The sequence below is a fragment of the Streptomyces sp. NPDC006624 genome (assembly GCF_040611555.1).
In the GTDB taxonomy this organism is placed as follows: domain Bacteria; phylum Actinomycetota; class Actinomycetes; order Streptomycetales; family Streptomycetaceae; genus Streptomyces.
In genome coordinates, this window is record NZ_JBEXOM010000009.1 from 103,041 (window position 1) to 124,866 (window position 21,826).

Annotated in this window: 22 protein-coding genes and 1 riboswitch; of the genes, 10 read left to right on the forward strand and 12 right to left on the reverse strand. The window is 72.2% G+C overall.

Going from position 1 to position 21,826, the window contains the following annotated elements:
- Nucleotides 1-51: 51 nt before the first annotated feature.
- Nucleotides 52-642, forward strand: coding sequence for an NADAR family protein (locus ABZY20_RS18700; RefSeq protein ID WP_356442782.1), 591 nt, complete (start codon nucleotides 52-54; stop codon nucleotides 640-642).
- A gap of 42 nt (nucleotides 643-684) precedes the next feature.
- Here the strand turns inward: ABZY20_RS18700 and ABZY20_RS18705 are convergent, their stop codons facing one another.
- Both ABZY20_RS18705 and ABZY20_RS18710 read right to left on the reverse strand, forming a co-directional pair.
- Nucleotides 685-1,149, reverse strand: a complete 465-nt coding sequence (locus ABZY20_RS18705; protein WP_356442628.1) for a DUF4190 domain-containing protein — start codon at nucleotides 1,147-1,149, stop codon at nucleotides 685-687.
- Nucleotides 1,150-1,218: 69 nt separating this feature from the next.
- Nucleotides 1,219-1,854 carry a DUF4190 domain-containing protein gene (locus ABZY20_RS18710; protein ID WP_356442629.1) on the reverse strand — a complete coding sequence of 212 codons (636 nt, stop codon included), beginning with the start codon at nucleotides 1,852-1,854 and terminating at the stop codon, nucleotides 1,219-1,221.
- 167 nt (nucleotides 1,855-2,021) lie between these two features.
- On the opposite strand from ABZY20_RS18710, the gene ABZY20_RS18715 reads away from it, so the two are divergent.
- On the forward strand, nucleotides 2,022-3,164 hold the full coding sequence (locus ABZY20_RS18715; protein ID WP_356442630.1) for an adenosine deaminase: 1,143 nt from the start codon (nucleotides 2,022-2,024) through the stop codon (nucleotides 3,162-3,164).
- Entirely contained in the window at nucleotides 3,161-3,907 is a 747-nt protein-coding gene (locus ABZY20_RS18720) for a glycerophosphodiester phosphodiesterase (protein WP_356442631.1), read from the forward strand. The genes ABZY20_RS18715 and ABZY20_RS18720 overlap by 4 nt, the downstream gene beginning before the upstream one ends.
- A gap of 262 nt (nucleotides 3,908-4,169) precedes the next feature.
- Here the strand turns inward: ABZY20_RS18720 and ABZY20_RS18725 are convergent, their stop codons facing one another.
- Both ABZY20_RS18725 and ABZY20_RS18730 read right to left on the reverse strand, forming a co-directional pair.
- Nucleotides 4,170-4,697 (reverse strand): hypothetical protein, encoded by a 528-nt coding sequence (locus tag ABZY20_RS18725; protein ID WP_356442632.1) that lies wholly within the window; start codon nucleotides 4,695-4,697, stop codon nucleotides 4,170-4,172.
- A 131-nt stretch (nucleotides 4,698-4,828) separates the two neighbouring features.
- Nucleotides 4,829-6,268, reverse strand: a complete 1,440-nt coding sequence (locus ABZY20_RS18730) for a gamma-aminobutyraldehyde dehydrogenase (RefSeq protein WP_356442633.1) — start codon at nucleotides 6,266-6,268, stop codon at nucleotides 4,829-4,831.
- 164 nt (nucleotides 6,269-6,432) lie between these two features.
- On the opposite strand from ABZY20_RS18730, the gene ABZY20_RS18735 reads away from it, so the two are divergent.
- From ABZY20_RS18735 to ABZY20_RS18765, 7 genes are all read left to right on the forward strand, one after another.
- Nucleotides 6,433-6,972: an Lrp/AsnC family transcriptional regulator gene (locus ABZY20_RS18735; protein ID WP_356442634.1), complete on the forward strand. Its 540-nt coding sequence runs from the start codon at nucleotides 6,433-6,435 to the stop codon at nucleotides 6,970-6,972.
- 19 nt (nucleotides 6,973-6,991) lie between these two features.
- Nucleotides 6,992-8,353: an aspartate aminotransferase family protein gene (locus ABZY20_RS18740; protein ID WP_356442635.1), complete on the forward strand. Its 1,362-nt coding sequence runs from the start codon at nucleotides 6,992-6,994 to the stop codon at nucleotides 8,351-8,353.
- 208 nt (nucleotides 8,354-8,561) lie between these two features.
- A complete protein-coding gene (locus ABZY20_RS18745) occupies nucleotides 8,562-9,311 on the forward strand; it encodes an ATP-binding cassette domain-containing protein (RefSeq protein ID WP_356442636.1) in 750 nt (249 codons plus the stop codon).
- Nucleotides 9,293-10,921, forward strand: a complete 1,629-nt coding sequence (locus ABZY20_RS18750) for a hypothetical protein (RefSeq protein WP_356442637.1) — start codon at nucleotides 9,293-9,295, stop codon at nucleotides 10,919-10,921. Before ABZY20_RS18745 ends, ABZY20_RS18750 begins: the two co-directional genes overlap by 19 nt.
- Nucleotides 10,922-11,020: 99 nt before the next feature.
- Nucleotides 11,021-11,428 (forward strand): VOC family protein, encoded by a 408-nt coding sequence (locus ABZY20_RS18755; RefSeq protein WP_356442638.1) that lies wholly within the window; start codon nucleotides 11,021-11,023, stop codon nucleotides 11,426-11,428.
- A gap of 23 nt (nucleotides 11,429-11,451) precedes the next feature.
- Nucleotides 11,452-12,573, forward strand: a complete 1,122-nt coding sequence (locus ABZY20_RS18760; RefSeq protein ID WP_356442639.1) for a Rossmann fold nucleotide-binding protein — start codon at nucleotides 11,452-11,454, stop codon at nucleotides 12,571-12,573.
- A gap of 147 nt (nucleotides 12,574-12,720) precedes the next feature.
- Entirely contained in the window at nucleotides 12,721-13,446 is a 726-nt protein-coding gene (locus ABZY20_RS18765; protein WP_356442640.1) for an LAETG motif-containing sortase-dependent surface protein, read from the forward strand.
- Nucleotides 13,447-13,503: 57 nt separating this feature from the next.
- Here ABZY20_RS18765 and ABZY20_RS18770 read toward each other — a convergent pair whose 3' ends face one another.
- The 8 genes from ABZY20_RS18770 to frr form a co-directional block, all read right to left on the reverse strand.
- A complete protein-coding gene (locus ABZY20_RS18770; protein WP_356442641.1) occupies nucleotides 13,504-14,301 on the reverse strand; it encodes a maleylpyruvate isomerase family mycothiol-dependent enzyme in 798 nt (265 codons plus the stop codon).
- Between the two features lie 10 nt (nucleotides 14,302-14,311).
- On the reverse strand, nucleotides 14,312-15,346 hold the full coding sequence (locus tag ABZY20_RS18775; RefSeq protein WP_356442642.1) for an ABC transporter ATP-binding protein: 1,035 nt from the start codon (nucleotides 15,344-15,346) through the stop codon (nucleotides 14,312-14,314).
- Nucleotides 15,347-17,011 (reverse strand): iron ABC transporter permease, encoded by a 1,665-nt coding sequence (locus ABZY20_RS18780; protein WP_356442643.1) that lies wholly within the window; start codon nucleotides 17,009-17,011, stop codon nucleotides 15,347-15,349.
- Nucleotides 16,987-18,072 (reverse strand): thiamine ABC transporter substrate-binding protein, encoded by a 1,086-nt coding sequence (locus ABZY20_RS18785; RefSeq protein ID WP_356442644.1) that lies wholly within the window; start codon nucleotides 18,070-18,072, stop codon nucleotides 16,987-16,989. Before ABZY20_RS18785 ends, ABZY20_RS18780 begins: the two co-directional genes overlap by 25 nt.
- Nucleotides 18,073-18,149: 77 nt before the next feature.
- Nucleotides 18,150-18,256, reverse strand: a riboswitch (TPP riboswitch).
- A gap of 24 nt (nucleotides 18,257-18,280) precedes the next feature.
- Nucleotides 18,281-19,387 (reverse strand): 23S rRNA (adenine(2503)-C(2))-methyltransferase RlmN, encoded by a 1,107-nt coding sequence (gene rlmN / locus ABZY20_RS18790; protein WP_356442645.1) that lies wholly within the window; start codon nucleotides 19,385-19,387, stop codon nucleotides 18,281-18,283.
- 74 nt (nucleotides 19,388-19,461) lie between these two features.
- The gene (locus tag ABZY20_RS18795; RefSeq protein ID WP_356442646.1) at nucleotides 19,462-19,911 is read right to left on the reverse strand and encodes an SRPBCC family protein; all 450 of its coding nucleotides are present in this window, start codon (nucleotides 19,909-19,911) and stop codon (nucleotides 19,462-19,464) included.
- 121 nt (nucleotides 19,912-20,032) lie between these two features.
- A complete protein-coding gene (locus tag ABZY20_RS18800; protein WP_356442647.1) occupies nucleotides 20,033-21,184 on the reverse strand; it encodes a phosphatidate cytidylyltransferase in 1,152 nt (383 codons plus the stop codon).
- Nucleotides 21,184-21,741 carry a ribosome recycling factor gene (frr, locus tag ABZY20_RS18805; RefSeq protein ID WP_006136598.1) on the reverse strand — a complete coding sequence of 186 codons (558 nt, stop codon included), beginning with the start codon at nucleotides 21,739-21,741 and terminating at the stop codon, nucleotides 21,184-21,186. Before frr ends, ABZY20_RS18800 begins: the two co-directional genes overlap by 1 nt.
- Nucleotides 21,742-21,826 lie beyond the last annotated feature (85 nt).

The window sequence follows — 21,826 nt, forward strand, 5'->3', positions numbered from 1 at the left end:
ACCGCGAAAAGGCGGGACGCTGTGTCGGTGGCGCGTGCCAGACTCGCCCGCATGGTGGAGATCACGGGGGCGATCGACTCGCGGGAGGCCCTGATCAGGGCGGTCCACGCGGGTGCGAGGGTCAGGTATCTGCAGTTCTGGGGACACCGGCCGCGGCCGGACGGCCGGATCGGGGCGAGCTGCCTGAGCCAGTGGTGGCCGGCGCCGTTCTCGGTGGACGGCGTGGAGTACGCGACGGCCGAGCACTGGATGATGGCGGCCAAGGCCCGGCTCTTCCAGGACGCGGCGGCGGAGCGGTCCGTGCTCGCCGCCGGGCATCCCGCCGGGGCGAAGAAGGCGGGGCGGCTGGTGCGCGGCTTCGACGAGACGGTATGGGCGCGGGAGCGGTTCCGGATCGTCGTCGAGGGCAGCGTCCACAAGTTCGGCGCTCATCCGCGGCTGCGGGAGTTCCTGCTCGGCACCGGTGACCGGGTGCTGGTGGAGGCGAGCCCCGTGGACCGGGTCTGGGGCACCGGGCTGGCCGCGGACGACGAGGCGGCGACGGATCCCGAGCGGTGGCGCGGGCCGAACCTGCTGGGCTTCGCGCTGATGGAGGCCCGGCAGCGGCTGCGGGCGGCCGGGGCACGGGCCGCCGGGGCATGAACAAGGGGCCGGTCCGGGACCGGCCCCTGGTGGAGCGTCCGTTCAGGCCGCCGCGCCGAGTCCGCCCATGATGCTCGCGAAGAGCAGGAACCCCAGCAGCGGCAGGATCACGGTGGCGATGATGCCGCAGACCAGGCCGGCGGTCGCCGCGCCCTGGTTCGTGGCCTCACCGCGGGTGGCCTTGCCGCGGCCGATGGCGCCGAAGATGATCGCCAGGATGCCGAGGATCACGCCGAAGAACCACAGGATGAAGGTCACGCTGCAGACCACGCCGATGATGCCCAGCACCAGACCCGTGGTGCCCATGCCGTTGCTCGGCTGCGCCGGCATCCCGTAGCCGGGGGCCTGCGGGTAGCCCACGGGCGGCGCGGCCGGGTAGCCGGGACCGCTCTGCGGGTAGCCGTAGCCCGGGCCGGTCTGCTGCGGGAAGCCGTAGCCGGGGGCCGGCTGCTGCGGCGGCTGGGACGGTGGGCCGAAGCCACCGGGCGTGGGATTGGTGTTGGACATGACGATCTCCCCTCCGTTGGTCAGACCAGGGAATCGTAGTGGCCAAGTCCGCCGCGTAATACGGGTGTTTCAGCGCTGGAGGGGCGCGGTGGCCACGGGCGCCAGGGCGCCGTAGTAGGGGTCCTCGTCGTAGGGGTCGTCGCTGTTGATCGCGGCCGTGATGCCGACGGCGATCAGGACGATCACCGCGATGCCGAGGATGATCCCGATGATGCCCATGATCAGACCCGCCTGGGCCTGGCCGTGGTTGGTGGCGACACCGGCCTCGGCGCGCTTGCGGCCCTTGATGCCGAAGACGACGGCGAGGATGCCGGTGACCAGGGAGACCACGCCGTACAGGCAGAACAGGGTGCAGGAGACGATGCCGAGCACCATGGCGGCGATGCCCAGGCCGTTCTGCGGGGCCGGGGGCATACCGGGCCAGCCGTAGCCCGACTGCGGGTAGCCGGGGTAGCCGTAGCCGCCGGTCGCCGGGCCGGTGGGGGCGACGGGCGGGGGCGGGACCGCGGCGCCGGAGCCGGTGCCGTCGAAGGGGGGCGTGCCGACGGGCGGCGTGAAGCCCACGCTGGGCATGGAGGTGACGGTGGCCTGGTCGTGCACGGACGGCGGGCCCGGTGCCGGGTTCTTGTCGAGCGACGGCTTGTGCTCCGGAGGCGCCCACGGGTCGTGGCCGCCGCCACCGTCCGGCTGCGTCGGGTCCGTCATGGCGCATCCCCCCTGGGTCGATCGTGCCGCCATGCTACGGGGCGGTACGGCGCGGGCCACAGGGCGGGGGCGCGGGGCCCGGCCGCGCCCCCGCGGCGAGGCGCACGGCGAGCCGCGCTCCGCGGCCGTCCCGCACCCCTGAGGGCGGGCCGCGGCCACCGCATACGATGAATCCGAGTCACCGATCAGCCGATCACCCGCGCCCGCCGGCCACGAGCCGGGCAGGGCGCCGTTCCGGGGAGGAACCCTTGACCGAGCATCTCGTCGACCCCCGTGCCCCGCGCGACCTGAAGGAGTTCGTCGCCGGGCTGCCCAAAGCCGAACTGCACGTGCACCACGTGGGCTCCGCCTCCCCCCGGATCGTGTCCGAGCTGGCCGCGCGGCACCCGGACTCCAGGGTGCCGACCGACCCCGAGGCGCTGGCCGAGTACTTCACCTTCACCGACTTCGCGCACTTCATCGAGGTGTACCTGTCGGTCGTCGACCTGATCCGCACCCCGGAGGACGTCCGGCTGCTGACCTACGAGGTGGCCCGGGACCTGGCCCGGCAGCAGGTGCGGTACGCCGAGCTGACCATCACGCCGTTCTCCTCCACCCGGCGCGGGATCGACGAGCGGGCCTTCATGGACGCGATCGAGGACGCCCGCAAGGCGGCCGAGGCCGAGTTCGGGACCGTGCTGCGCTGGTGCTTCGACATCCCCGGCGAGGCGGGCCTGGAGGCCGCCGAGGAGACGGCCCGGCTCGCCACCGACGACCGGCTGCGCCCGGAGGGGCTGGTCTCCTTCGGGCTCGGCGGACCGGAGGTCGGGGTGCCGCGCCCGCAGTTCAAGCCCTACTTCGACCGGGCGATCGCGGCCGGGCTGCGCTCCGTGCCGCACGCCGGTGAGACCACCGGCCCGGAGACGGTGTGGGACGCCCTGACGCATCTGGGGGCCGAGCGCATCGGGCACGGCACCAGCGCCGCGCGGGACCCGAAGCTGCTGGCGCACCTCGCCGAGCGGCGGATCCCGCTGGAGGTGTGCCCGACCTCCAACATCGCCACCCGCGCGGTGCGCACCCTCGACGAGCACCCGATCAGGGAGTTCGTGGAGGCCGGGGTCCTGGTGACCGTCAACTCCGACGACCCGCCGATGTTCGGCACCGACCTGGAGAACGAGTACGCCGTCGCCGCCCGCCTCCTCGACCTCGACGAGCGCGGCCTGGCCGAGCTGGCGAAGAACGCCGTCGAGGCGTCCTTCCTGGACGCGGCCGGCCGGGCCAGGATCACGGACGAGATCGACGCGTACACCGCCGCGTGGCTCGGCCGGTGACGTCCACGGCACAGCGGCCCGGGCGGACGGTGACCGCCGTGGCGCACCGGGGCGACCCCTACCGCGTGCGCGAGAACACCGTCGCCTCCCTGCGGTCCGCCCTCGCCCGGGGCGCGGACGCGGTGGAGATCGACGTACGGCTGACCCGCGACGGCGTGCCCGTGCTGCTGCACGACGCGACGCTGAAGCGGCTCTGGGAACTGGAGCGCCCGCTGCTCGCCCTGTCCTGGGACGAGGTGCGCGGGCTGACCGGCGGCGGTGTGCCGACCCTGGCGGAGGCGCTGGCCGCGACCGGCGGGCACCGCGTGATGGTCGACCTGCCCGGCTCGCCCGGCGTGCGGGAGGTGCGCCGGGTCACGGACGCCGTCCGGGAGGCCGGGGCGGCCGACCGCGTCTACTACTGCGCGGGCGCCGACGCCATGCTCGCCGTGCGCGCCGCCGACCCGGCGGCCGAGATCGCCCTCACCTGGACGACGCTCGCCCCGCCGCGGCCCGTGCTGCTGGAGGCGATCCGCCCGCGCTGGCTCAACTACCGCTTCCCGCTGGTGGACCGTGCACTCGCCGACCGGGTCCACCGCGACGGCTACCTGCTGTCCGTCTGGACGCCGGACACACGCCGCTCCATGCGCCGACTGCTGGCCGCGGGCGTGGACTCGATCACGACCAACCGCGTGGACGTGCTGTGCGCGGCGCGCGCGAACGCCGCGGCGCCGTCGCCGGAGCGGCCCGGCCCGCGCGGGTGACCGGTCGGCCCGGGCCTCGCGGGTGACCGGTCGGCCCGGGCCTCGCGGGTGACCGGATCGGCCCGGGCCTCGCGGGTGACCGGATCGGCCCGGCCCGCGCGGGTGACCGGATCGGCCCGGGCTTCGCGGGTGAGGTGAGGTGGGGCGCCGCGGCACCGGCGCGTCGTCCGTGCCGGTGCCGCGGACGAGGCGGTGACGGAGCCTGCCCGGCCGCCTGGTCTCGCCGAAGGCGCGGACCACGGTTGCCGGTTCAGACGCCGGTTCAGACGCCGGGTACCGGGACGGCGGCCACCGGCGCGGTCAGCGCCTCCAGCCGCTTGATCCGCCGTCGCACGACGTACAGCGGGATCACCCCGAACACACCGAACGCCATGTCGATCACCGACCACCAGAAGGGGATGCCGCGGACCGGTCCGCAGATCAGGGCGAGCGGGATGACGCCGGCGCAGGCGATCATCCCGAACTCGACGACCCATATGTTGCGGACCGGATCGCGGTAGGGCCCGTAGAAGGCGACCGCGATCACCAGGTGCGCGAAGGCCAGCCAGTCCGTGCCGTACAGGAGGAAGGGGTACTCGGCGTCCGCGCGGTCGAGCCCCTCGCGCACCCGCCCGATCCACTCCGTCAGGCCGGGCAGGTACTCGCCCACGGACAGCGCCTGCAACAGGCTCTCGGCCCACCGCAGTTCGTGGACCAGGGGGAAGGCGGTGGCGCCGCTGAGCACCAGACACACCACGAAGAAGACCAGCCACGCACGGATGCCCTTCAGCAGGGCGGCTCTGTCGCTCATGAGGCGCACTCTACGCCCGAGTTGAACGCGTTCAAAAGTAGCCCCCGGCCTTCGAAGCGGCCCCCGCCCCCGGACGCACGAGCGGCCCCGGACGGCAGGGAACCGTCCGGGGCCGCTCGGCGGTGCGAGAGTTACGCGTCCAGCGACGTCATCACGTGCTTGATCCGCGTGTAGTCGTCGAAGCCGTAGGCCGACAGGTCCTTGCCGTAGCCGGACTTCTTGAAGCCGCCGTGCGGCATCTCGGCGACCAGCGGGATGTGGGTGTTGATCCACACGCAGCCGAAGTCGAGCTTCTTGGACATCCGCATGGCGCGGCCGTGGTCCTTGGTCCACACGGAGGAGGCGAGGGCGTACTCGACGCCGTTGGCCCACTCGACCGCCTGGTCCTCGTCGCGGAAGGACTGCACGGTGATGACCGGGCCGAAGACCTCCTGCTGGATGATCTCGTCGTCCTGCTTCAGGCCCGAGACGACGGTCGGCGCGTAGAAGTAGCCCTTGTCGCCGACCCGCTTGCCGCCGGCCTCCACGCGCGCGTGCGCGGGCAGCCGCTCGATGAAGCCCTCGACCTGCTTGAGCTGGTTGGGGTTGTTCAGCGGCCCGTAGAGCACGTCCTCGTCGTCCGGCTGTCCCGTCTTGGTGTCGGCGGCGGCCTTCGCCAGCGCGGAGACGAACTCGTCGTGGATGGACTCGTGGACGAGCACGCGCGTGGCGGCCGTGCAGTCCTGGCCGGCGTTGAAGTAGCCCGCGACCGAGATGTCCTCGACGGCCTTGGCGATGTCGGTGTCCTCGAAGACCACGACCGGCGCCTTGCCGCCCAGCTCCAGGTGGACGCGCTTGACGTCCTTGGAGGCGGCCTCGGCGACCTGGATGCCGGCGCGCACCGAGCCGGTGATGGAGGCCATCGCCGGGACCGGGTGCTCGACCATCATGCGGCCGGTCTCACGGTCGCCGCAGATGACGTTGAAGACGCCCTTGGGGACGATCGAGCCGATGATCTCGGCGATGAGGACCGTGGAGGCCGGGGTGGTGTCGGACGGCTTCAGCACGACCGTGTTGCCCGCCGCGAGCGCCGGGGCGAACTTCCACACGGCCATCATCATCGGGTAGTTCCACGGCGCGACCTGCGCGCAGACGCCGACCGGCTCGCGGCGCACGATGGAGGTCAGGCCCTCCATGTACTCGCCGGCCGAGCGGCCCTCCAGCATCCGCGCCGCGCCCGCGAAGAAGCGGATCTGGTCGACCATCGGCGGGATCTCCTCGGAGCGGGTCAGCCCGATGGGCTTGCCCGTGTTCTCCACCTCGGCCGCGATCAGCTCCTCGGCGCGCTCCTCGAAGGCGTCCGCGATCTTCAGCAGGGCCTTCTGGCGCTCCGCGGGCGTGGTGTCGCGCCAGCCGGGGAAGGCCTCGGCGGCCGCCGCCATCGCGGCGTCCACGTCCGCCTGCCCGGACAGCGGAGCGGTCGCGTACGCCTCGCCCGTCGCGGGATTGACCACCTCGGTGGTCCGTCCGTCGGCGGCGTCCCGGAACTCACCGCCGATGTAGTTGCGCAGACGACGCAGCTCGGTGCTCACTGCCGGCCCTCCAGTTCGGATGTCCATTACTTGAGACACCCACCCTAGTCCGCCGACCCACGTTTTCAACACCCCCGCTCCCTTCGATCGTGCGGAATCCGCAGCCCTCGGACACGTAAACAACGGATTTCATCGATTACGGCTTGCGGAAGTGTCGAGACCTCGTGCACAGTGACCCCGTGGCCAGTCGAAGCGCAGACCAGAAGGGCTCGCGGGAGCACCGCGAGTCCTCCCGTGAGTCCAGGAACGGCAGCTCGCCGCAGCTGGACGCCGTGTCCCTCGCCATCATCGAGCAGCTGCAGGAGGACGGCCGCCGGCCGTACGCCGCCATCGGCAAGGCCGTGGGCCTGTCGGAGGCGGCCGTGCGCCAGCGCGTCCAGAAGCTGCTCGACCAGGGCGTGATGCAGATCGTCGCCGTCACGGACCCGCTCACCGTGGGCTTCCGCAGACAGGCGATGGTCGGCGTGAACGTCGAGGGCGACGTGGAGTCGGTCGCGGACGCGCTGACGGCCATGTCCGAGTGCGAGTACGTGGTGATGACCGCCGGCTCCTTCGACCTGATGGTGGAGATCGTCTGCGAGGACGACGACCACCTCCTGGACGTCATCAACCGCCGCATCCGGGCGGTACCCGGAGTGCGCTCCACCGAGAGCTTCGTCTACCTCAAGCTCAAGAAGCAGACCTACATGTGGGGAACCCGATAACCGTGAGGACCCGATAGCCGTGAGCAAGGACCTCTCCCAGTCCGCGTACGACCACCTGTGGATGCACTTCACGCGCATGTCGTCGTACGAGAAGGCCCCCGTCCCCACCATCGTCCGGGGCGAGGGCACGTACATCTACGACGACAAGGGCAAGCGCTACCTCGACGGTCTCGCGGGCCTGTTCGTGGTGCAGGCCGGCCACGGCCGCACGGAGCTGGCCGAGACCGCCTTCAAGCAGGCGCAGGAGCTGGCGTTCTTCCCCGTGTGGTCGTACGCCCACCCCAAGGCCGTGGAGCTGGCCGAGCGCCTGGCCCACCACGCGCCGGGTGATCTGAACAAGGTCTTCTTCACCACGGGCGGCGGTGAGGCGGTCGAGACCGCCTGGAAGCTCGCCAAGCAGTACTTCAAGCTGGTCGGCAAGCCCACCAAGCACAAGGTCATATCCCGCGCGGTGGCCTACCACGGCACCCCGCAGGGCGCCCTGTCCATCACCGGCCTGCCGGCCCTGAAGGCCCCCTTCGAGCCGCTGGTCCCGGGCGCGCACAAGGTCCCGAACACCAACATCTACCGCGCCCCGCTCTTCGGCGACGACCCCGAGGCCTTCGGCCGCTGGGCCGCCGACCAGATCGAGCAGCAGATCCTCTTCGAGGGCCCCGACACGGTCGCCGCGGTCTTCCTGGAGCCGGTGCAGAACGCGGGCGGCTGCTTCCCGCCCCCGCCCGGCTACTTCCAGCGGGTCCGCGAGATCTGCGACCGGCACGACGTGCTGCTCGTCTCGGACGAGGTCATCTGCGCCTTCGGCCGCCTGGGCACGGTCTTCGCCTGCGACAAGTTCGACTACGTCCCGGACATGATCACCTGCGCCAAGGGCATGACCTCGGGCTACTCCCCGATCGGCGCCTGCATCATCTCCGACCGCCTGGCCGAGCCGTTCTACAAGGGCGACAACACCTTCCTGCACGGCTACACCTTCGGCGGCCACCCGGTCTCCGCGGCCGTCGGCCTGGCCAACCTCGACCTGTTCGAGCGCGAGAACCTCAACCAGCACGTCCTGGACAACGAGGGCAACTTCCGCGCCACCCTGGAGAAGCTCCACGACCTGCCGATCGTCGGCGACGTCCGCGGCAACGGCTTCTTCTACGGCATCGAGCTCGTCAAGGACAAGGCCACCAAGGAGTCCTTCAACGAGGACGAGACCGAGCGCGTCCTGTACGGCTTCCTCTCCAAGAAGCTGTACGAGAACGGCCTGTACTGCCGGGCCGACGACCGCGGCGACCCGGTCGTCCAGCTCGCCCCGCCGCTGATCTCGGACCAGTCGACGTTCGACGAGATCGAGCAGATCCTGCGGGCCACCCTCTCGGAGGCGTGGACCAAGCTCTGAGCGGCCGTCGCTCCGATCGTCTGCATGGATGATCAACGCCGGCCCCGGTGCCGCCCGTTCGAGTGAGAAACGGCGGCCCGGGGCCGCGTGCTGTCCGGAGCCGGGCCGCCTTTCTGCCTAGCGTGCCCAGTGACCGATCGGCCCCGCCTTCGTTCCCCCGCACGGGGGATGGCACGGGAACTACGGATCTGAACCGAGGTGTACGCCCATGGAGGCCCCGCCGGACAACGACGTGCTCTGGGCACGTGCCCTGCACTACCAGCACGAAGACGGATCGCCCGCGCTGTGCGGTGTCTCGCTCGGCGTCCGGGAGGGCGAGATCCTCGCCGTCGGCGGCCCGCGCGGCAGCGGCAAGACGACCCTGCTGCGGTGCCTGTCCGGTCTGGTGCCCGTCCGGCGCGGCGAGGTCTGGTTCAACAGCGTGCCCGTGCACACCATGGGCCACCTCACCCGCGAGCGGCTGCGCCGCGACCGCTTCGGCTGGATCGACCCGGCCCCCTCGCTCGTCCCGGAGCTCAACGCCTGGGAGAACACCGCGCTGCCGCTGATGCTGCGCGGCACCAGCCGGCGCCGCGCCAAGACCGCGGCCCTGGAGTGGCTGGAGCGCCTGGACATCGGCGACAGCGCCCGCAAGCGCCCGCACCAGCTGGTGCAGGCCGAGCGGCAGCGCGTCTGCATCGCCCGCGCCCTGGCCCCCGCCCCGTCGGTGCTGTTCGCCGACGAGCCCACCGCGCCCCTGCACCGCGCCGACCGCGCCCATGTGCTGCGCACCCTCACCACCGCGGCCCGCTCCCACCGCATCACCGTCGTCCTCGCCACCCACGACGCGGAGACCGCGGCCCTCGCCGACCGCACGGTGTCGCTGCTCGACGGGCGGCGCGTCCAGACGGTGCACCTGCCGCCGGTCGCCGAGACCGCCGAGGCGGAAGGCCGGGCCGCGTGCTCGCTCTCCGTCTGACGCGCGGCGCCCACCCCGCCGTCCAGCTGCGCCGCCTGCTGGTCGCGGCGGCCTCCGGGGGCACGGGCTTCCTGCTGCTCTGCGCCCTCGGCCACGCGCTCGGGCACCCCGGCGCCACCGGCGACTCCCTGATGCGCCTGGCCTGGTGCGCGGCCCCGCTGGCCGCCACGGTCTACTTCGCGGTCGCGGTGGCCCGTACCGACCCGGGCACCAGACCCCGCCAGGGCCTGTCGGCGATCGGCCTCGGACCGCTGCGCATGATGGCGGTCTCGGCGGCGACCACGGCCCTGTCCTGCACGCTGGGCTCCATGGTGGCCCTGCTGGTCTTCCTCCATCTGCGGGGCGACCTGGCGGGCCTGCCGTTCGACGGCGCCGGTGCCGAGCTGCTCGGCGCCGGCCGGCCTCTGCCGCTCGCGGGCACCCTGACGCTGCTGGGGGTTGTGCCCGCCGGCGCGTCGGTCGCGGTGGCGCTCGCCCTGCGGCCGAGGGAGCAGCGCCCGGCCGCGCCCCGGACGTCCCGGCTGTACGGCCGCTTCGGCGCCTACCGCCGCGAGAGCGCACCGGAGACGTTCGGCGACTACGGCCGGTTCGGCCGGCAGATCATCCGCCCCTCGGCCGGCGGGGAGGCCGCGCCCGCCGCGAAGAACGGCGGCCCTCCGCAGGCCCGCACGAGCGAGGCGGCCTCGGCGGCGACGGCCGCGGGCGCGGGCGGCACGGTGAGCGCGGTCGCGGATCCGGCCCGGCCGCCGGGCCCCACGGCCGCGGCCCCCGGCCGGGACGGCGAACCGCACGCCGGCACGACCTCCCCCGACGGTGACGCCGCGGACGCGACGCACCCCGCCGGCGACCCCACCGGCCCGACCACGCGCCGCCCGGCCGCGCCGGACGCCGTGGCCGCCGTGGCTGCCGTGGCTGCCGTGGCCACCGTGGGGGCCGTGGGGGCCGTGGGGGCCGACGACCCCGACGCCCTCGACGCCGCCCTGCGCGACACCAAGCGGACCGACGGCCCCACCGCCGCTCCCTCCGGCCTCCCCTGGGGCATCGCCGTCCTGGCCGCGGGCCTCGCCGTCGAGACCTACACCAGCCGCACCGCCCCGACGCCCCCCGACCTCAGCTTCTCCGGCGCCTCCCCCGGTGTCCTGGCCGGCTGGGCGCTGGCCGCGGTCGGACTGGCCCTGGCCGGTCCGGGCCTGACGCACCTGTGCGGACGGCTGCTGCAGTCGGCCCGCCCCGGTGCCCTGCGGCTCCTGGCCGGCCGGATCCTCATGGCCGAGGCCGTCCGCATCGGCCGCCCGCTGGGCGTCGTCTGCGCGGTGCTGTCGGCCGCGTGGGCCATGGCGCTGCTGCACGCCCCGGACGGGCTGTCGCTCGGCCCGCTCACCTCCCTCGGCGTGGCCCTCGTGGCCGGCTGCACCGTGGCGACCCTGTGCACGGCGGCCGTCGAGGCCCGGCAGGCCCGCGCCGAGACCACCGCGGCGCTGGTGCGCCTCGGCGCCCCCGCCTCGATGCTCCGCGCCGCCGCTGCCGTCCGCACGGGCGCGCTGCTCGGCCTGTTCGGTCCGCTCACCCTGACGGTCGCCGAGCTGGCGGCCCTGCCCCTGGCGCGCTGAGGACTCACCGAGGGAAAGTTCCCGTACGGCGATGAGTTCCGCCCGGCCCACCGGTCTATCCCCGCGTAACGAGCACGGACCCGTCGGAGGAGACCCCGCATGTACCAGCAGATGATTTTCGTGAACCTGTGCGTCGCCGACCTGGGTTCCTCGAGGAAGTTCTTCACGGAGCTGGGTTACTCGATCAACGAGCAGTTCAGCGACGACTCCACCGCGTCGGTCGTGGTCAGCGACACCATCGTCGTGATGGTGCACACGGAGGAGAAGTACCGCCAGTTCACCAAGAAGGAGATCGCGGACTCCAAGAGGACCAGCGAGGTGCTGATCGCGCTGAGCGCCGAGAGCCGCGAGAAGGTCGACGAACTGGTCGACAGGGCCGTCGCGGCCGGCGGCTCGGTCTCCGGCGAGACGCAGGACCACGGCTTCATGTACGGCCGCGCCTTCGACGACCCGGACGGCCACACCTTCGAGGTCGTGTGGATGGACCCGGCCGCCGTCCAGGGCTGAACCGCGCTGCCTAGCATGGGCGGGTGCAGACGATGCCCGCCCATGCGGCCCACCACGACGACCATGAGATCGAGACGCTCCAGGAGTTCGACGCGACCGTCTCGGCGCGCGGCACGCTCGCCGGTCACCGCGTCCAGGGCGTGGACCTGACGGACCGTACGCGCGAGCTGCTCACCACCGACACCACGGGCGCCGTCTTCCTCGGCTGCGCGATGCGCGAGGAGGCCGCCGCGAAGATACGCGCGGACGGCGCTCTGGTCTTCCCTCCGGTGCCCGGCCTGCCCTTCGATCCGTACCGCGGTCTGCTCTACTCGCCGGACGAGCTGTTCGCGTCCCTGGCCGACGGCTACGAGTCCACCCCGGACGCCCTGGCCTACTCCTGGTTCCAGCGCACCAAGGCGGACAGGGACATCTACGCGTCGATGCTGCGCGCGGTCCACGACGACTCCGTCTCGGACGCCCTGGACGAACTCCTCTCCGGCGCAAGGGTGGTGGGCGTGATGGGCGGGCACGCGATGGCCCGCGGCACCGAGGAGTACGCGGGAGCGGCACGGCTCGGCCGGGAACTGGCCCGGGCAGGCCTCACGGTCGCCACCGGCGGCGGCCCCGGCGCGATGGAGGCGGCCAACCTCGGCGCCTACGCGGCACCGTTCGACGACGAGATGCTCACCGAGTCGCTCGAACTGCTGGCCAAGGCACCGCACTTCACCCCGTCGATCACCGCTTGGGCGTCGGCCGCCTTCGAGATACGCACCCGGTGGCCCGGCGGCGGGCCTTCCGTCGGCATCCCCACCTGGTTCTACGGCCACGAGCCGCCGAACGCCTTCGCCTCGCACCTCGCCAAGTACTTCGCCAACGCCACACGCGAGGACGGCCTGCTGGCCCGGTCGAACGCGGGGGTGGTGTTCCTGCCGGGCGCGGCCGGTACCGTGCAGGAGATCTTCGACAACGCGACGCCCAACTACTACGAGTCGCGCGGCGAGCCGACGCCGATGGTGCTCGTGGACCGGGCGCACTGGACGGAACGGCTGCCCGCATGGCCGCTGCTGAAGTCGCTGGCCGGGGGACGGCCGATGGAGAGGCGGATCGCGCTGGTCGACCGGATCGAGGAGGCTCCCGGGGCGTTGAAACGTCTCGGCGGTTAATAAGACGGCAAAGCTAGTGCTTACGAGCCGTCCATACGTTGACACTACTTATGCGGCGCTTATAGACCTGTGAGCCTCCGGAAGTGCTGATGTTCCGTCAACGCTTCCTCCAACCCCCCGCATTACGCAATCCCGTAAAGGACAAACGTGGCAGTTCTGTCCGTATCCCGTCGTACGGCCCCGCGCCGTACGGTCGCTCGTTCCGTGCGGATCCTCGGCGTCGTCTCCGCCTCGGCCGCGCTCGCGCTCGGTGCCGCGGGCGACGCGCTCGCCTGCGACATCAACGACTTCTCGGCCGAGGCCAAGTGCGACGGCGGCAAGGGCGTCATCACCGTCACCGACGTGGACCCCGCCGGTGTCCCGGCCACGGTCTCCGTGTACCTGCAGAACAACGGCGCCGACGCCAAGAAGGTCGGCGAGCAGGTGGTCCGGGGCTCCCGCGAGGGCACCACCGTCACCTTCGCCGAGAAGTGGAAGCCGAACGCCGAGTACCGCATCCACGTCAAGGCCACCTCGTACGTCGACGAAGACATCACGCCCAACCTCGTCACCCCGGCCACGGCCTGCAAGAAGGAGAAGGACGAGAAGCCCCCGGCCTCGACCCCGCCCGCCAAGCCCGCCCCGTCGGCCCCGTCGGCCACCCCGTCGAAGCCGGCCGAGGAGATCGGCACCCCTGCTCCCGAGCCGTCGCGGAGCGAGGGCACCACGCCGGCCGGCAACGTGCCCGGCCCGGCCGGTGACTCGAACCTCGCCGAGACCGGCGCCGACTCCAACACCGGTGTCATCGCCGGCATCGCGGCGGCCCTGGTCGCCGTCGGCGGCGGCGCGGTGTTCTACGGCATGCGCCGCCGCGGGGCGAAGAGCGACAGCTGACGCCCCCGCGCACCGTGATGTGGCCCGCCCCTGATCTACGGGCGGGCCACGTCCGTCTCAGCCGAAGCTCGCCCGCCGCAGCCAGAACTCCAGCAGCTCCCGGTCGCCGAACACCTCCAGCTCACCGGCGTCCAGGGGCAGCCGGCGGTAGAACGCGAGCAGCACCGAGGTGAGGGGTCCGCGCAGCGCGACGGTGGCCTTCTCGTGGCCCCGGCGCCAGCGGACACCGTCCTCGGCGAGTTCGACGAGCCACTCGGCGTTCAGCCCGGGTCCGGTGTCGGTGGCGTGCAGATGGATGCTGCGGCCCTCGCCGCGCAGTTCCCGCACCGACTCGAGCGGAAGCGTCCGCTGCATGAACTCCACGATCTGCAGCCACTCGTCGATCGCGTCGGCGGCCACCTCGGGCGCGACCTCGTAGGGCAGTCCGGCGGCCAGGGTGGCGTCCGCGCGGTGCACGGTGATCTCGTGCGTCATCCGGCGGGCCCAGAATCCGCTGTCGTGTGTCCCCGCCCAGCTCCACACCTTCGTGTCCGGCCCGGCCTCCCGCAGCGACGCGACGACCTGCTCACCGCTCCGTGCCAGCCAGGCGTCGAGCGCGGCGGCGTCGCCCCGGGGTGCGGGACCGGCGACGTCCGGCACCCGCTCCTCGGGCACCTCCTCCCGGGCCCGGGTCCGCACGATGAAGTCCACCCAGCGCAGGGCACCGCCCATGTGCCGGACGAGATCCTCCAGCGACCAGTCCGGGCAGGTCGGCACGGTGCCGGACAGATCGGCGCCGGACGTCACCACGGTTCTCAGCCGTGTCACCTGGTCGGCGATTTCGTCGCAGTATCGGTCATGCGCGAGCGCGGTCATGCACCGCACCCTAGGCGGCGGACGGTCCGTCGAGCACCACGATTTCCGCCGCGTCGAACTCCACCCCGACCTCGTCCCCCACCTCGGGCGCCGCCCGCAGCGCGCACGCCGCCTCCAGGCGCGGGGCGTCCTCCGGCTGGAGGCGGACGGCGACATGGGTGCCCCTGAAGGTCCGCGCCGCCACCGTGCAGCGCAGCCCTTCGCCGGCGGCCACCAGGCGCACACCGCCGGGCCGGACGAGCAGGGAGCGCGTGCCCTGCGGCGCGCCCTCCGGCACCGGCACCTTGCCCCACGGCGTGTCCGCGGCCTCCGCCCCGACCGCGGCCTCGACGACGTTCTCGAAGCCGAGGAACCGCGCGACGAACGCGTCGGCCGGCCGCTGCCACACCTCCAGCGGCGTCCCGGACTGGGCGATCCGCCCGTCCCGCATCACCACGACCCGGTCGGCCAACGCGAAGGCCTCCCCCTGGTCGTGCGTCACGGCCAGCACCGTGGTGCCCAGCCGGCCGAACAGCTCCTTCAACTCGACGACCAGCCGCTCCCTGAGCGACCGGTCGAGCTGGCCCAGCGGCTCGTCCAGCATCAGCAGCCGGGGGCTCGGCGCCAGGGCCCGGGCCAGCGCCACCCGCTGCTGCTCCCCGCCGGACAGCGCGGCGACGGCCCGCCGCCCCGCACCGGGCAGCCCCACCAGGTCCAGCAACTCCGTCACGCGCTCGGCCTGTTGCCGCTTGGACGCCCCGTGCATCCGCAGCCCGAAGGCGACGTTGCCGCCCACGTCCCGCTGCGGGAACAGCTGGTGGTCCTGGAACATCAGCCCCACACCGCGCCGGTGCGCGGGCACGCCCGCCTGATCACGCCCGTCGAGCGTCACCTGCCCCGAGTCGAGGGGCTGCAGTCCGGCCACCACCCGCAGCAGGGTCGACTTGCCGCTGCCGCTCGGCCCGAGCACGCACACGATCTCGTGCTCGGCGACCGCCAGATCGACGGCGTCCAGCACGGCCCGCCCGCCGAAGCGGACCGTCGCTCCCCGCACGCCCAGCAGCATCTAGAACTCCCCGCTCCGGTCCGTGCGCAGCCGCTCCAGCACCAGCAGGGCCACGGCGCACACCACCATCAGAATCGTCGACAGGGCCATCGCCTGGCCGTAGTTCAGCTCCCCGGGCCGCCCCAGCAGCCGTGCCACGGCCACCGGCAGCGTCGGGTTGTCGGGACGCGCGATGAACACCGTCGCCCCGAACTCCCCCAGCGACACGGCGAAGGCGAACCCGGCCGCGACGAGCAGCGCCCGCCGCACCATCGGCAGGTCCACCTCGCGCCACACCCGCCACGGCGAGGCCCCCAGCACCGACGCCGCCTCCCGCAGCCGCGTGTCCACCGCCCGCAGCACGGGCAGCATGGTCCGCACCACGAACGGCACCCCGACCAGCGCCTGCGCGAGCGGGACGAGGATCCACGAGGCCCGCAGATCCAGCGGCGGCTCGTCGAGGGAGATCAGGAAGCCGAAGCCGACGGTCACCGCCGACACCCCGAGCGGCAGCATCAGCAGCGCGTCGAAACCGCGCACGAACCGCCCGGCGTCCCGGCGGGTCAGCGCGACGGCGGCGAGCCCGCCGATCACCACGGCGATGGCCGTCGCGGCGACGGCGTACGACAGGGAGTTGCCGATCGCCTCGATCGGCGGCACCAGGAACACTCCCCCGTCGTCCTCGGTGAGCGCCCGGTAGTAGCCGAGGCCGGGCGCGTCCAGGGAGCGCCGCACCAGCACGGCGAGCGGCAGCACCAGCAGCACGACGGCGGTGACGAGCACCCCGCCGAGCAGCGCCCACTGCCCGGGGCCGCGCGGCCGGCGCGCGGTCGTGGACGCGTCCACCAGGCGCAGCGCGGTCTCCCGCCGCCGTACGGTCCAGGCGTGCAGGGCGAGGATCGCGCCGACCGCGGCGAACTGGATCAGCGTCAGCACGGCCGCCGTGGACAGGTCGAAGATCTCCGACGTCTGCCGGTAGATCTCCACCTCCAGGGTCGAGAAGGTGGGTCCGCCGAGGATCTGGACGACGCCGAAGGAGGTGAAGGTGAACAGGAAGACCATGAGCGCGGCGGCGGCCACGGCAGGGGCGAGGGCCGGCAGGGTCACCTGCCGCCACGCCCTCAGCGGTGAGGCGCCGAGCATCCGCGCGGCCTCCTCCTGCCGCGGGTCGAGCTGCGCCCACAGGCCGCCGACCGTCCGGACGACGACCGCGTAGTTGAAGAAGACGTGCGCGAGCAGGATCGCCCAGACGGTGGTGTCCAGCCGTACGCCCCACAGCTCGTCGAGCAGCCCGCCGCGCCCGACCAGCGCCAGGAACGCCGTACCGACGACGACCGTCGGCAGCACGAACGGCACGGTCACCACCGCCCGCAGCACCTGCTTGCCCCGGAAGTCGAAGCGCGCGAACACGTACGCGCCGGGGAGCGCGATCAGCAGCGTGAGCGCGGTGGAGACGAGCGCCTGCCAGGTGGTGAACCACAGGACGTGCCGGACGCCGGACTGCGCCAGCACCTCCCCCAGCCGCCCGAGCTGCCACGCCCCGTCGGTCTTCAGCCCGCGCGCGACGATCGCGGCGACGGGGTAGGCGAAGAAGACCGCGAAGAACGCGACGGGCACGGCCAGCAGGCCGAACCGCGCCGCCGCGCCCCGCGCCCGGCCGGTCACTTGAGTACGAGCGACGTCCACGACTTGACCCACTCGTCCCGGTGCTCGGCGATCCTCGCCGGGGCCATGGTCTCGGGATCCTTCGCCTGCGGCCCGTACGTCACGAACTCCGGCGGCACCTGTGCGCCCTCGCGCACGGGGTAGACGAACATGTTGAGCGGCATGTCGTTCTGGAACTTCTCGCTGATCAGGAAGTCGAGGAGCGCCTTGCCGCCCTCGCTGTTCTTCGCGTTGCTCAGCAGCCCGGCGTACTCGACCTGCCGGAAGCAGGTGCCCTCGGCGACCCCGGTCGGGGCCGCGCTCGGCTTCGGGTCGGCGAAGACGACCTCGGCGGGCGGTGAGGAGGCGTACGACACGACGAGCGGCCGGTCGCCCTTGGCCTTCTTCCCGGCGGCCGAACCGGAGAACTCCTCGTTGTAGGCCTGCTCCCAGCCGTCGACGACCTTCACGCCGTTGGCCTTGAGCTTCTTCCAGTAGCCCTGCCAGCCGTCGTCGCCGTACCGCGCGGCGGTGCCGAGCAGGAAGCCGAGGCCGGGCGAGGACGAGGAGGCGTTCTCCGTGACGAGCAGGTTCCTGTACGCGGGCTTGACGAGGTCGTCGAAGCTCTTCGGCGGCTCGAGATCCCGGTCGGCGAAGTACTTCTTGTCGTAGTTGACGCAGATGTCGCCGGTGTCGACGGGCGTGACCCGGTGCTTGTCCTGGTCGGCCCGGTACTCGGCCTTGATCCGCTCCGAGCCCTTCGCCTCGTACGGCTGGAACAGGCCGTTGTCGAGGGCGCGGGAGAGCAGGGTGTTGTCGACGCCGAAGAGGACGTCGCCCTGCGGGTTGTCCTTGGTGAGGATGGCCTTGTTCACGGCCTGCCCGGCGTCGCCGTCCTTGAGGACGTCGACCTGGTAGCCGGACTGCTTCTCGAAGGCCGCGATGACGTCCTCGGACGCGGCCCACGAGTCGTGGCTGACGAGCGTGACGGTCTTGGAGCCGCCGGATTCCTGGCCGCTGCCGGACGAGCCGCACGCGGCGAGCGTGCCGGCCAGACCGAGCCCGGCGACCGCCGCCGTCAGCCGCGTTCTGTTGATGCTCACTTCATTCCTCCTGGGGTGACCAGGAGAAGACGCGGCCCCGCCCGGGACTTTCCGTGGTCCCGGGCAGGGCGCAACAGCTCGAGTGGTGACCGATCTCCCTACCCAGAATGACCTGGGCCAGGTTCGGAGGGTCTGCGGCCGTGTGCCGCACTCTCAGCGCTGTGGCGCTCCCCTGTCGGAATATGCAGATGTTCTTACGCCGGTCAGACTACCGTTCGGTGGCCGCGAGCTGACCACACGCCCCGTCGATCTCCTGACCACGGGTGTCCCGGATCGTCACCGGCACACCATGGGCGGCGATGGCCTCGACGAACGCCTTCTCGTCCTCGGGCCGGGAGGCGGTCCACTTCGAGCCGGGCGTCGGGTTCAGCGGGATGAGGTTGACGTGCACGGGCCTGCCCTTGAGCAGCCGCCCGAGCCGGTCACCGCGCCACGCCTGGTCGTTGATGTCGCGGATCAGCGCGTACTCGATCGACAGCCGCCGTCCGGACCTGGCGCTGTACTCGAAGCCGGCGTCGAGCACCTCGCGCACCTTCCACCGCGTGTTCACCGGGACGAGGGTGTCGCGCAGCTCGTCGTCGGGGGCGTGCAGCGAGATGGCGAGACGGCACTTGAAGCCCTCGTCTGAGAACCGGTGGATGGCCGGGACGAGCCCGACCGTCGAGACGGTGATCCCGCGCTGCGAGAGCCCCAGCCCGTCGGGCTCGGGGTCGGTGAGCCGCCGGATGGCGCCGACGACCCGGTTGTAGTTCGCCAGCGGCTCGCCCATGCCCATGAACACGATGTTGCTGAGCCGCGCGGGACCGCCGGGGACCTCCCCGTCCCTGAGGGCCCGCATCCCGTCCACGATCTGGTGCACGATCTCGGCGGTGGACAGGTTCCGGTCCAGTCCCGCCTGCCCGGTCGCGCAGAACGGGCAGTTCATCCCGCACCCGGCCTGCGAGCTGATGCACATGGTCACCCGGTCCGGGTAGCGCATCAGCACGGACTCCACGAGCGTCCCGTCGAACAGGCGCCACAGCGTCTTGCGCGTGGTGCCCTGGTCGGTCGACAGATGCCGCACGACGGTCATCAGCTCGGGCAGCAGCGCCTCCTGCAGCCGGCCGCGCGACTGGGCGGGGATGTCCGTCCACTGCTCCGGATCGTGCGCGTACCGCGCGAAGTAGTGCTGCGACAGCTGCTTGGCGCGAAACGGCTTCTCCCCGACCGCGGCAACGGCCTCCTTGCGCTCGGCAGGAGTGAGATCGGCGAGATGCCGCGGCGGCTTCTTGGCTCCGCGGGGGGCGACGAATGTGAGTTCTCCGGGCTTAGGCATGGCCGTACCAGTGTCGCAGATCGATTCAGGTGACCCGCGGCCCCGGCCGGCGGAACCCCTGAGGTACGCCCCGCCTACTTCCCCGCAGCCTCCAGCCGGTCCTTGAGGAGCCGCTCGTTGCGCGGGAGTTCCTTGCGGATCTGCGGGCGTACGACGAGGGGGACGAGGACCTTGCCCATGCCGTGGCCCTCGAAGTCGATGTCGATCGTGACGTGGGAGCGGCGGCCCTCGTCGAAGGGCTCGACCTCGCCGTGCACCAGTGCCCGGACCGGGCCGTCCACGCCGCGCATGCCCCAGCTGTGCGGCGGGTCGTACTCGGTGATCTCCATGGTCTGCGGCATGACCCGGCGTCCCATGTGCCGGGTGACGCGGACCCGGGTGCCGACGCCGACGGGCCCTTCGTCGAGGCGCTCCGCGGACACGGCGCTCAGCTGCCACTCCGGCATGCGCGAGGTGTCCGTGACGTACTCGTAGACGTCCTCGGGGCGGCAGTCGACATCGATGGTCTCTCTGATGCTGGACATGTTGACCCCCATGTGCCGGTTACACCAGAATCGTCCCACTTCGCACTCCGGGCGTCCTCCCGAGACGGCAACGAGCTCCCGTCCGGTCCGGACGGGAGCTCGCCGAGGGTGCCGGGCCGGCTCAGCCGGATCCGACGAAGAGCACGAACAGCAGCCACACCACCGGCGCGGTGGGCAGCAGCGAGTCGAGACGGTCCATGATGCCGCCGTGGCCGGGCAGCAGCGTGCCCATGTCCTTGATGCCGAGGTCCCGCTTGATCATGGACTCGCCGAGGTCGCCGAGCGTGGCGGTGACCGCGACCGCGAGACCCAGCAGCAGACCCTGCCACCAGGCACCGTCGTCGATCAGGAACTGCGTGCACAGCGCCCCCGCCGCCATCGCGAAGGCCACCGCGCCCAGCAGGCCCTCGCGGGTCTTGCCGGGGCTGATGCGCGGGGCGAGCTTGTGGCTGCCGAACCGCCAGCCGACCGCGTAGGCCCCCGTGTCGCTGACCACGGTGAGCAGCAGGAAGGTGAGCACCCGCTGCGGCCCGTCGTCCGCGGTGAGCATCATCGCGACGAACGTCGCGAGGAACGGCACGTAGAACACCGCGAAGACGCCCGCGGTGACGTCCCTGAGGTAGTTCTCGGGCGGTTCGGTCATGCGCCAGACGAGCACGGCCAGGGTCGTGAGCGCCATCGCCACCCAGGCGCCCTCGGGGCCCCTGACGTACCCGGCGACGACCATCGCGGCACCGCCGATCGCGAGCGGGACGAGCGGTGCCCTGATGCCCTTGCGCTCCTCCAGCCGCTTGGTCAGCTCCCACAGGCCCACGACGACGGCGACCGCGACGACACCGACGAACACGGCCTTGACGACGAACAGCGAGGCGACGATCACCGCTCCGAGACCGACGCCGACCCCTATCGCGGCACCGAGGTCGCGACCCGCGCTCTTTTTCTGCGGCGTGGGCGCCGGCTCTGAGGAGTCGGGCATGGGCTCCGGATTCGTCTCGCTTCGGACCGGGGGGCCGCTGCGCTGAGCGGCCCCCCGGTCGTCATCCTGGTTGCCGCCGTACGCGGCTGCGTCGGGCACGATGGGCATGGGCCGAGTCTGAGGCGCTTCATGCGCATCGTATGCGGGACCCGCCGGGGCGGCCCCCTGGACGTACCCGTGGCCTTGGCTCCGGATGTGCCCGTGGCCGTGGCTCTGGCCGTATGCCTGGCCATGCCCTTGGTCGGTGGGCCCCCAGTACCCGGCCTGTGGCGGCGCCCCCCAGGAAGAGTCGTTCATCAGACCTCGAGCAGCTCCGCTTCCTTGTGCTTCAGGAGCTCGTCCACCTGCGCGACGTACTTCGCGGTGGTGTCGTCGAGCTCCTTCTCCGCACGGCGGCCCTCGTCCTCGCCGACCTCGCCGTCCTTGATCAGCTTGTCGATGGCCTCCTTGGCCTTGCGGCGCACGGAGCGGATCGAGATCTTCGCGTCCTCGCCCTTGCCCTTGGCGACCTTGATGTACTCGCGGCGGCGCTCCTCGGTCAGTTCGGGGAACACCACACGGATGATGTTGCCGTCGTTGCTCGGGTTGACGCCCAGGTCGGAGTCGCGGATCGCCTGCTCGATGTTGCGCAGCGCGCTCTTGTCGAACGGGGTCACCACGGCCATACGCGGCTCGGGCACCGAGAACGAGGCCAGCTGGTTGATCGGGGTCGGCGCACCGTAGTAGTCGGCCACGATCTTGTTGAACATCGCCGGGTGCGCACGGCCGGTGCGGATCGCGGCGAAGTCCTCCTTGGCGACCACGACGGCCTTCTCCATCTTCTCCTCGGCCTCGAGGAGGGTCTCTTCGATCACCACTTGCTCCTGCGTGTCTTGAGTAGGCCCGGCTGCGGTTCCATGTGGGGCGGCGGCCGGCTGCGTCGCGTCTTCTTCCTGCACG

Coding starts and splice junctions, on each gene's coding strand:
- ABZY20_RS18725 (WP_356442632.1), bottom strand. CDS start 4,697: ATGAGCGACAGAGCCGCCCTGCTGAAGGGCATCCGTGCGTGGCTGGTC.
- ABZY20_RS18705 (WP_356442628.1), bottom strand. CDS start 1,149: ATGTCCAACACCAATCCCACGCCCGGTGGCTTCGGCCCACCGTCCCAG.
- ABZY20_RS18775 (WP_356442642.1), bottom strand. CDS start 15,346: ATGCTGCTGGGCGTGCGGGGAGCGACGGTCCGCTTCGGCGGGCGGGCC.
- rlmN (WP_356442645.1), bottom strand. CDS start 19,387: ATGCCTAAGCCCGGAGAACTCACATTCGTCGCCCCCCGCGGAGCCAAG.
- ABZY20_RS18795 (WP_356442646.1), bottom strand. CDS start 19,911: ATGTCCAGCATCAGAGAGACCATCGATGTCGACTGCCGCCCCGAGGAC.
- ABZY20_RS18710 (WP_356442629.1), bottom strand. CDS start 1,854: ATGACGGACCCGACGCAGCCGGACGGTGGCGGCGGCCACGACCCGTGG.
- ABZY20_RS18770 (WP_356442641.1), bottom strand. CDS start 14,301: ATGACCGCGCTCGCGCATGACCGATACTGCGACGAAATCGCCGACCAG.
- ABZY20_RS18715 (WP_356442630.1), top strand. CDS start 2,022: ATGAATCCGAGTCACCGATCAGCCGATCACCCGCGCCCGCCGGCCACG.
- ABZY20_RS18745 (WP_356442636.1), top strand. CDS start 8,562: ATGGAGGCCCCGCCGGACAACGACGTGCTCTGGGCACGTGCCCTGCAC.
- ABZY20_RS18755 (WP_356442638.1), top strand. CDS start 11,021: ATGTACCAGCAGATGATTTTCGTGAACCTGTGCGTCGCCGACCTGGGT.
- ABZY20_RS18700 (WP_356442782.1), top strand. CDS start 52: ATGGTGGAGATCACGGGGGCGATCGACTCGCGGGAGGCCCTGATCAGG.
- ABZY20_RS18800 (WP_356442647.1), bottom strand. CDS start 21,184: ATGAACGACTCTTCCTGGGGGGCGCCGCCACAGGCCGGGTACTGGGGG.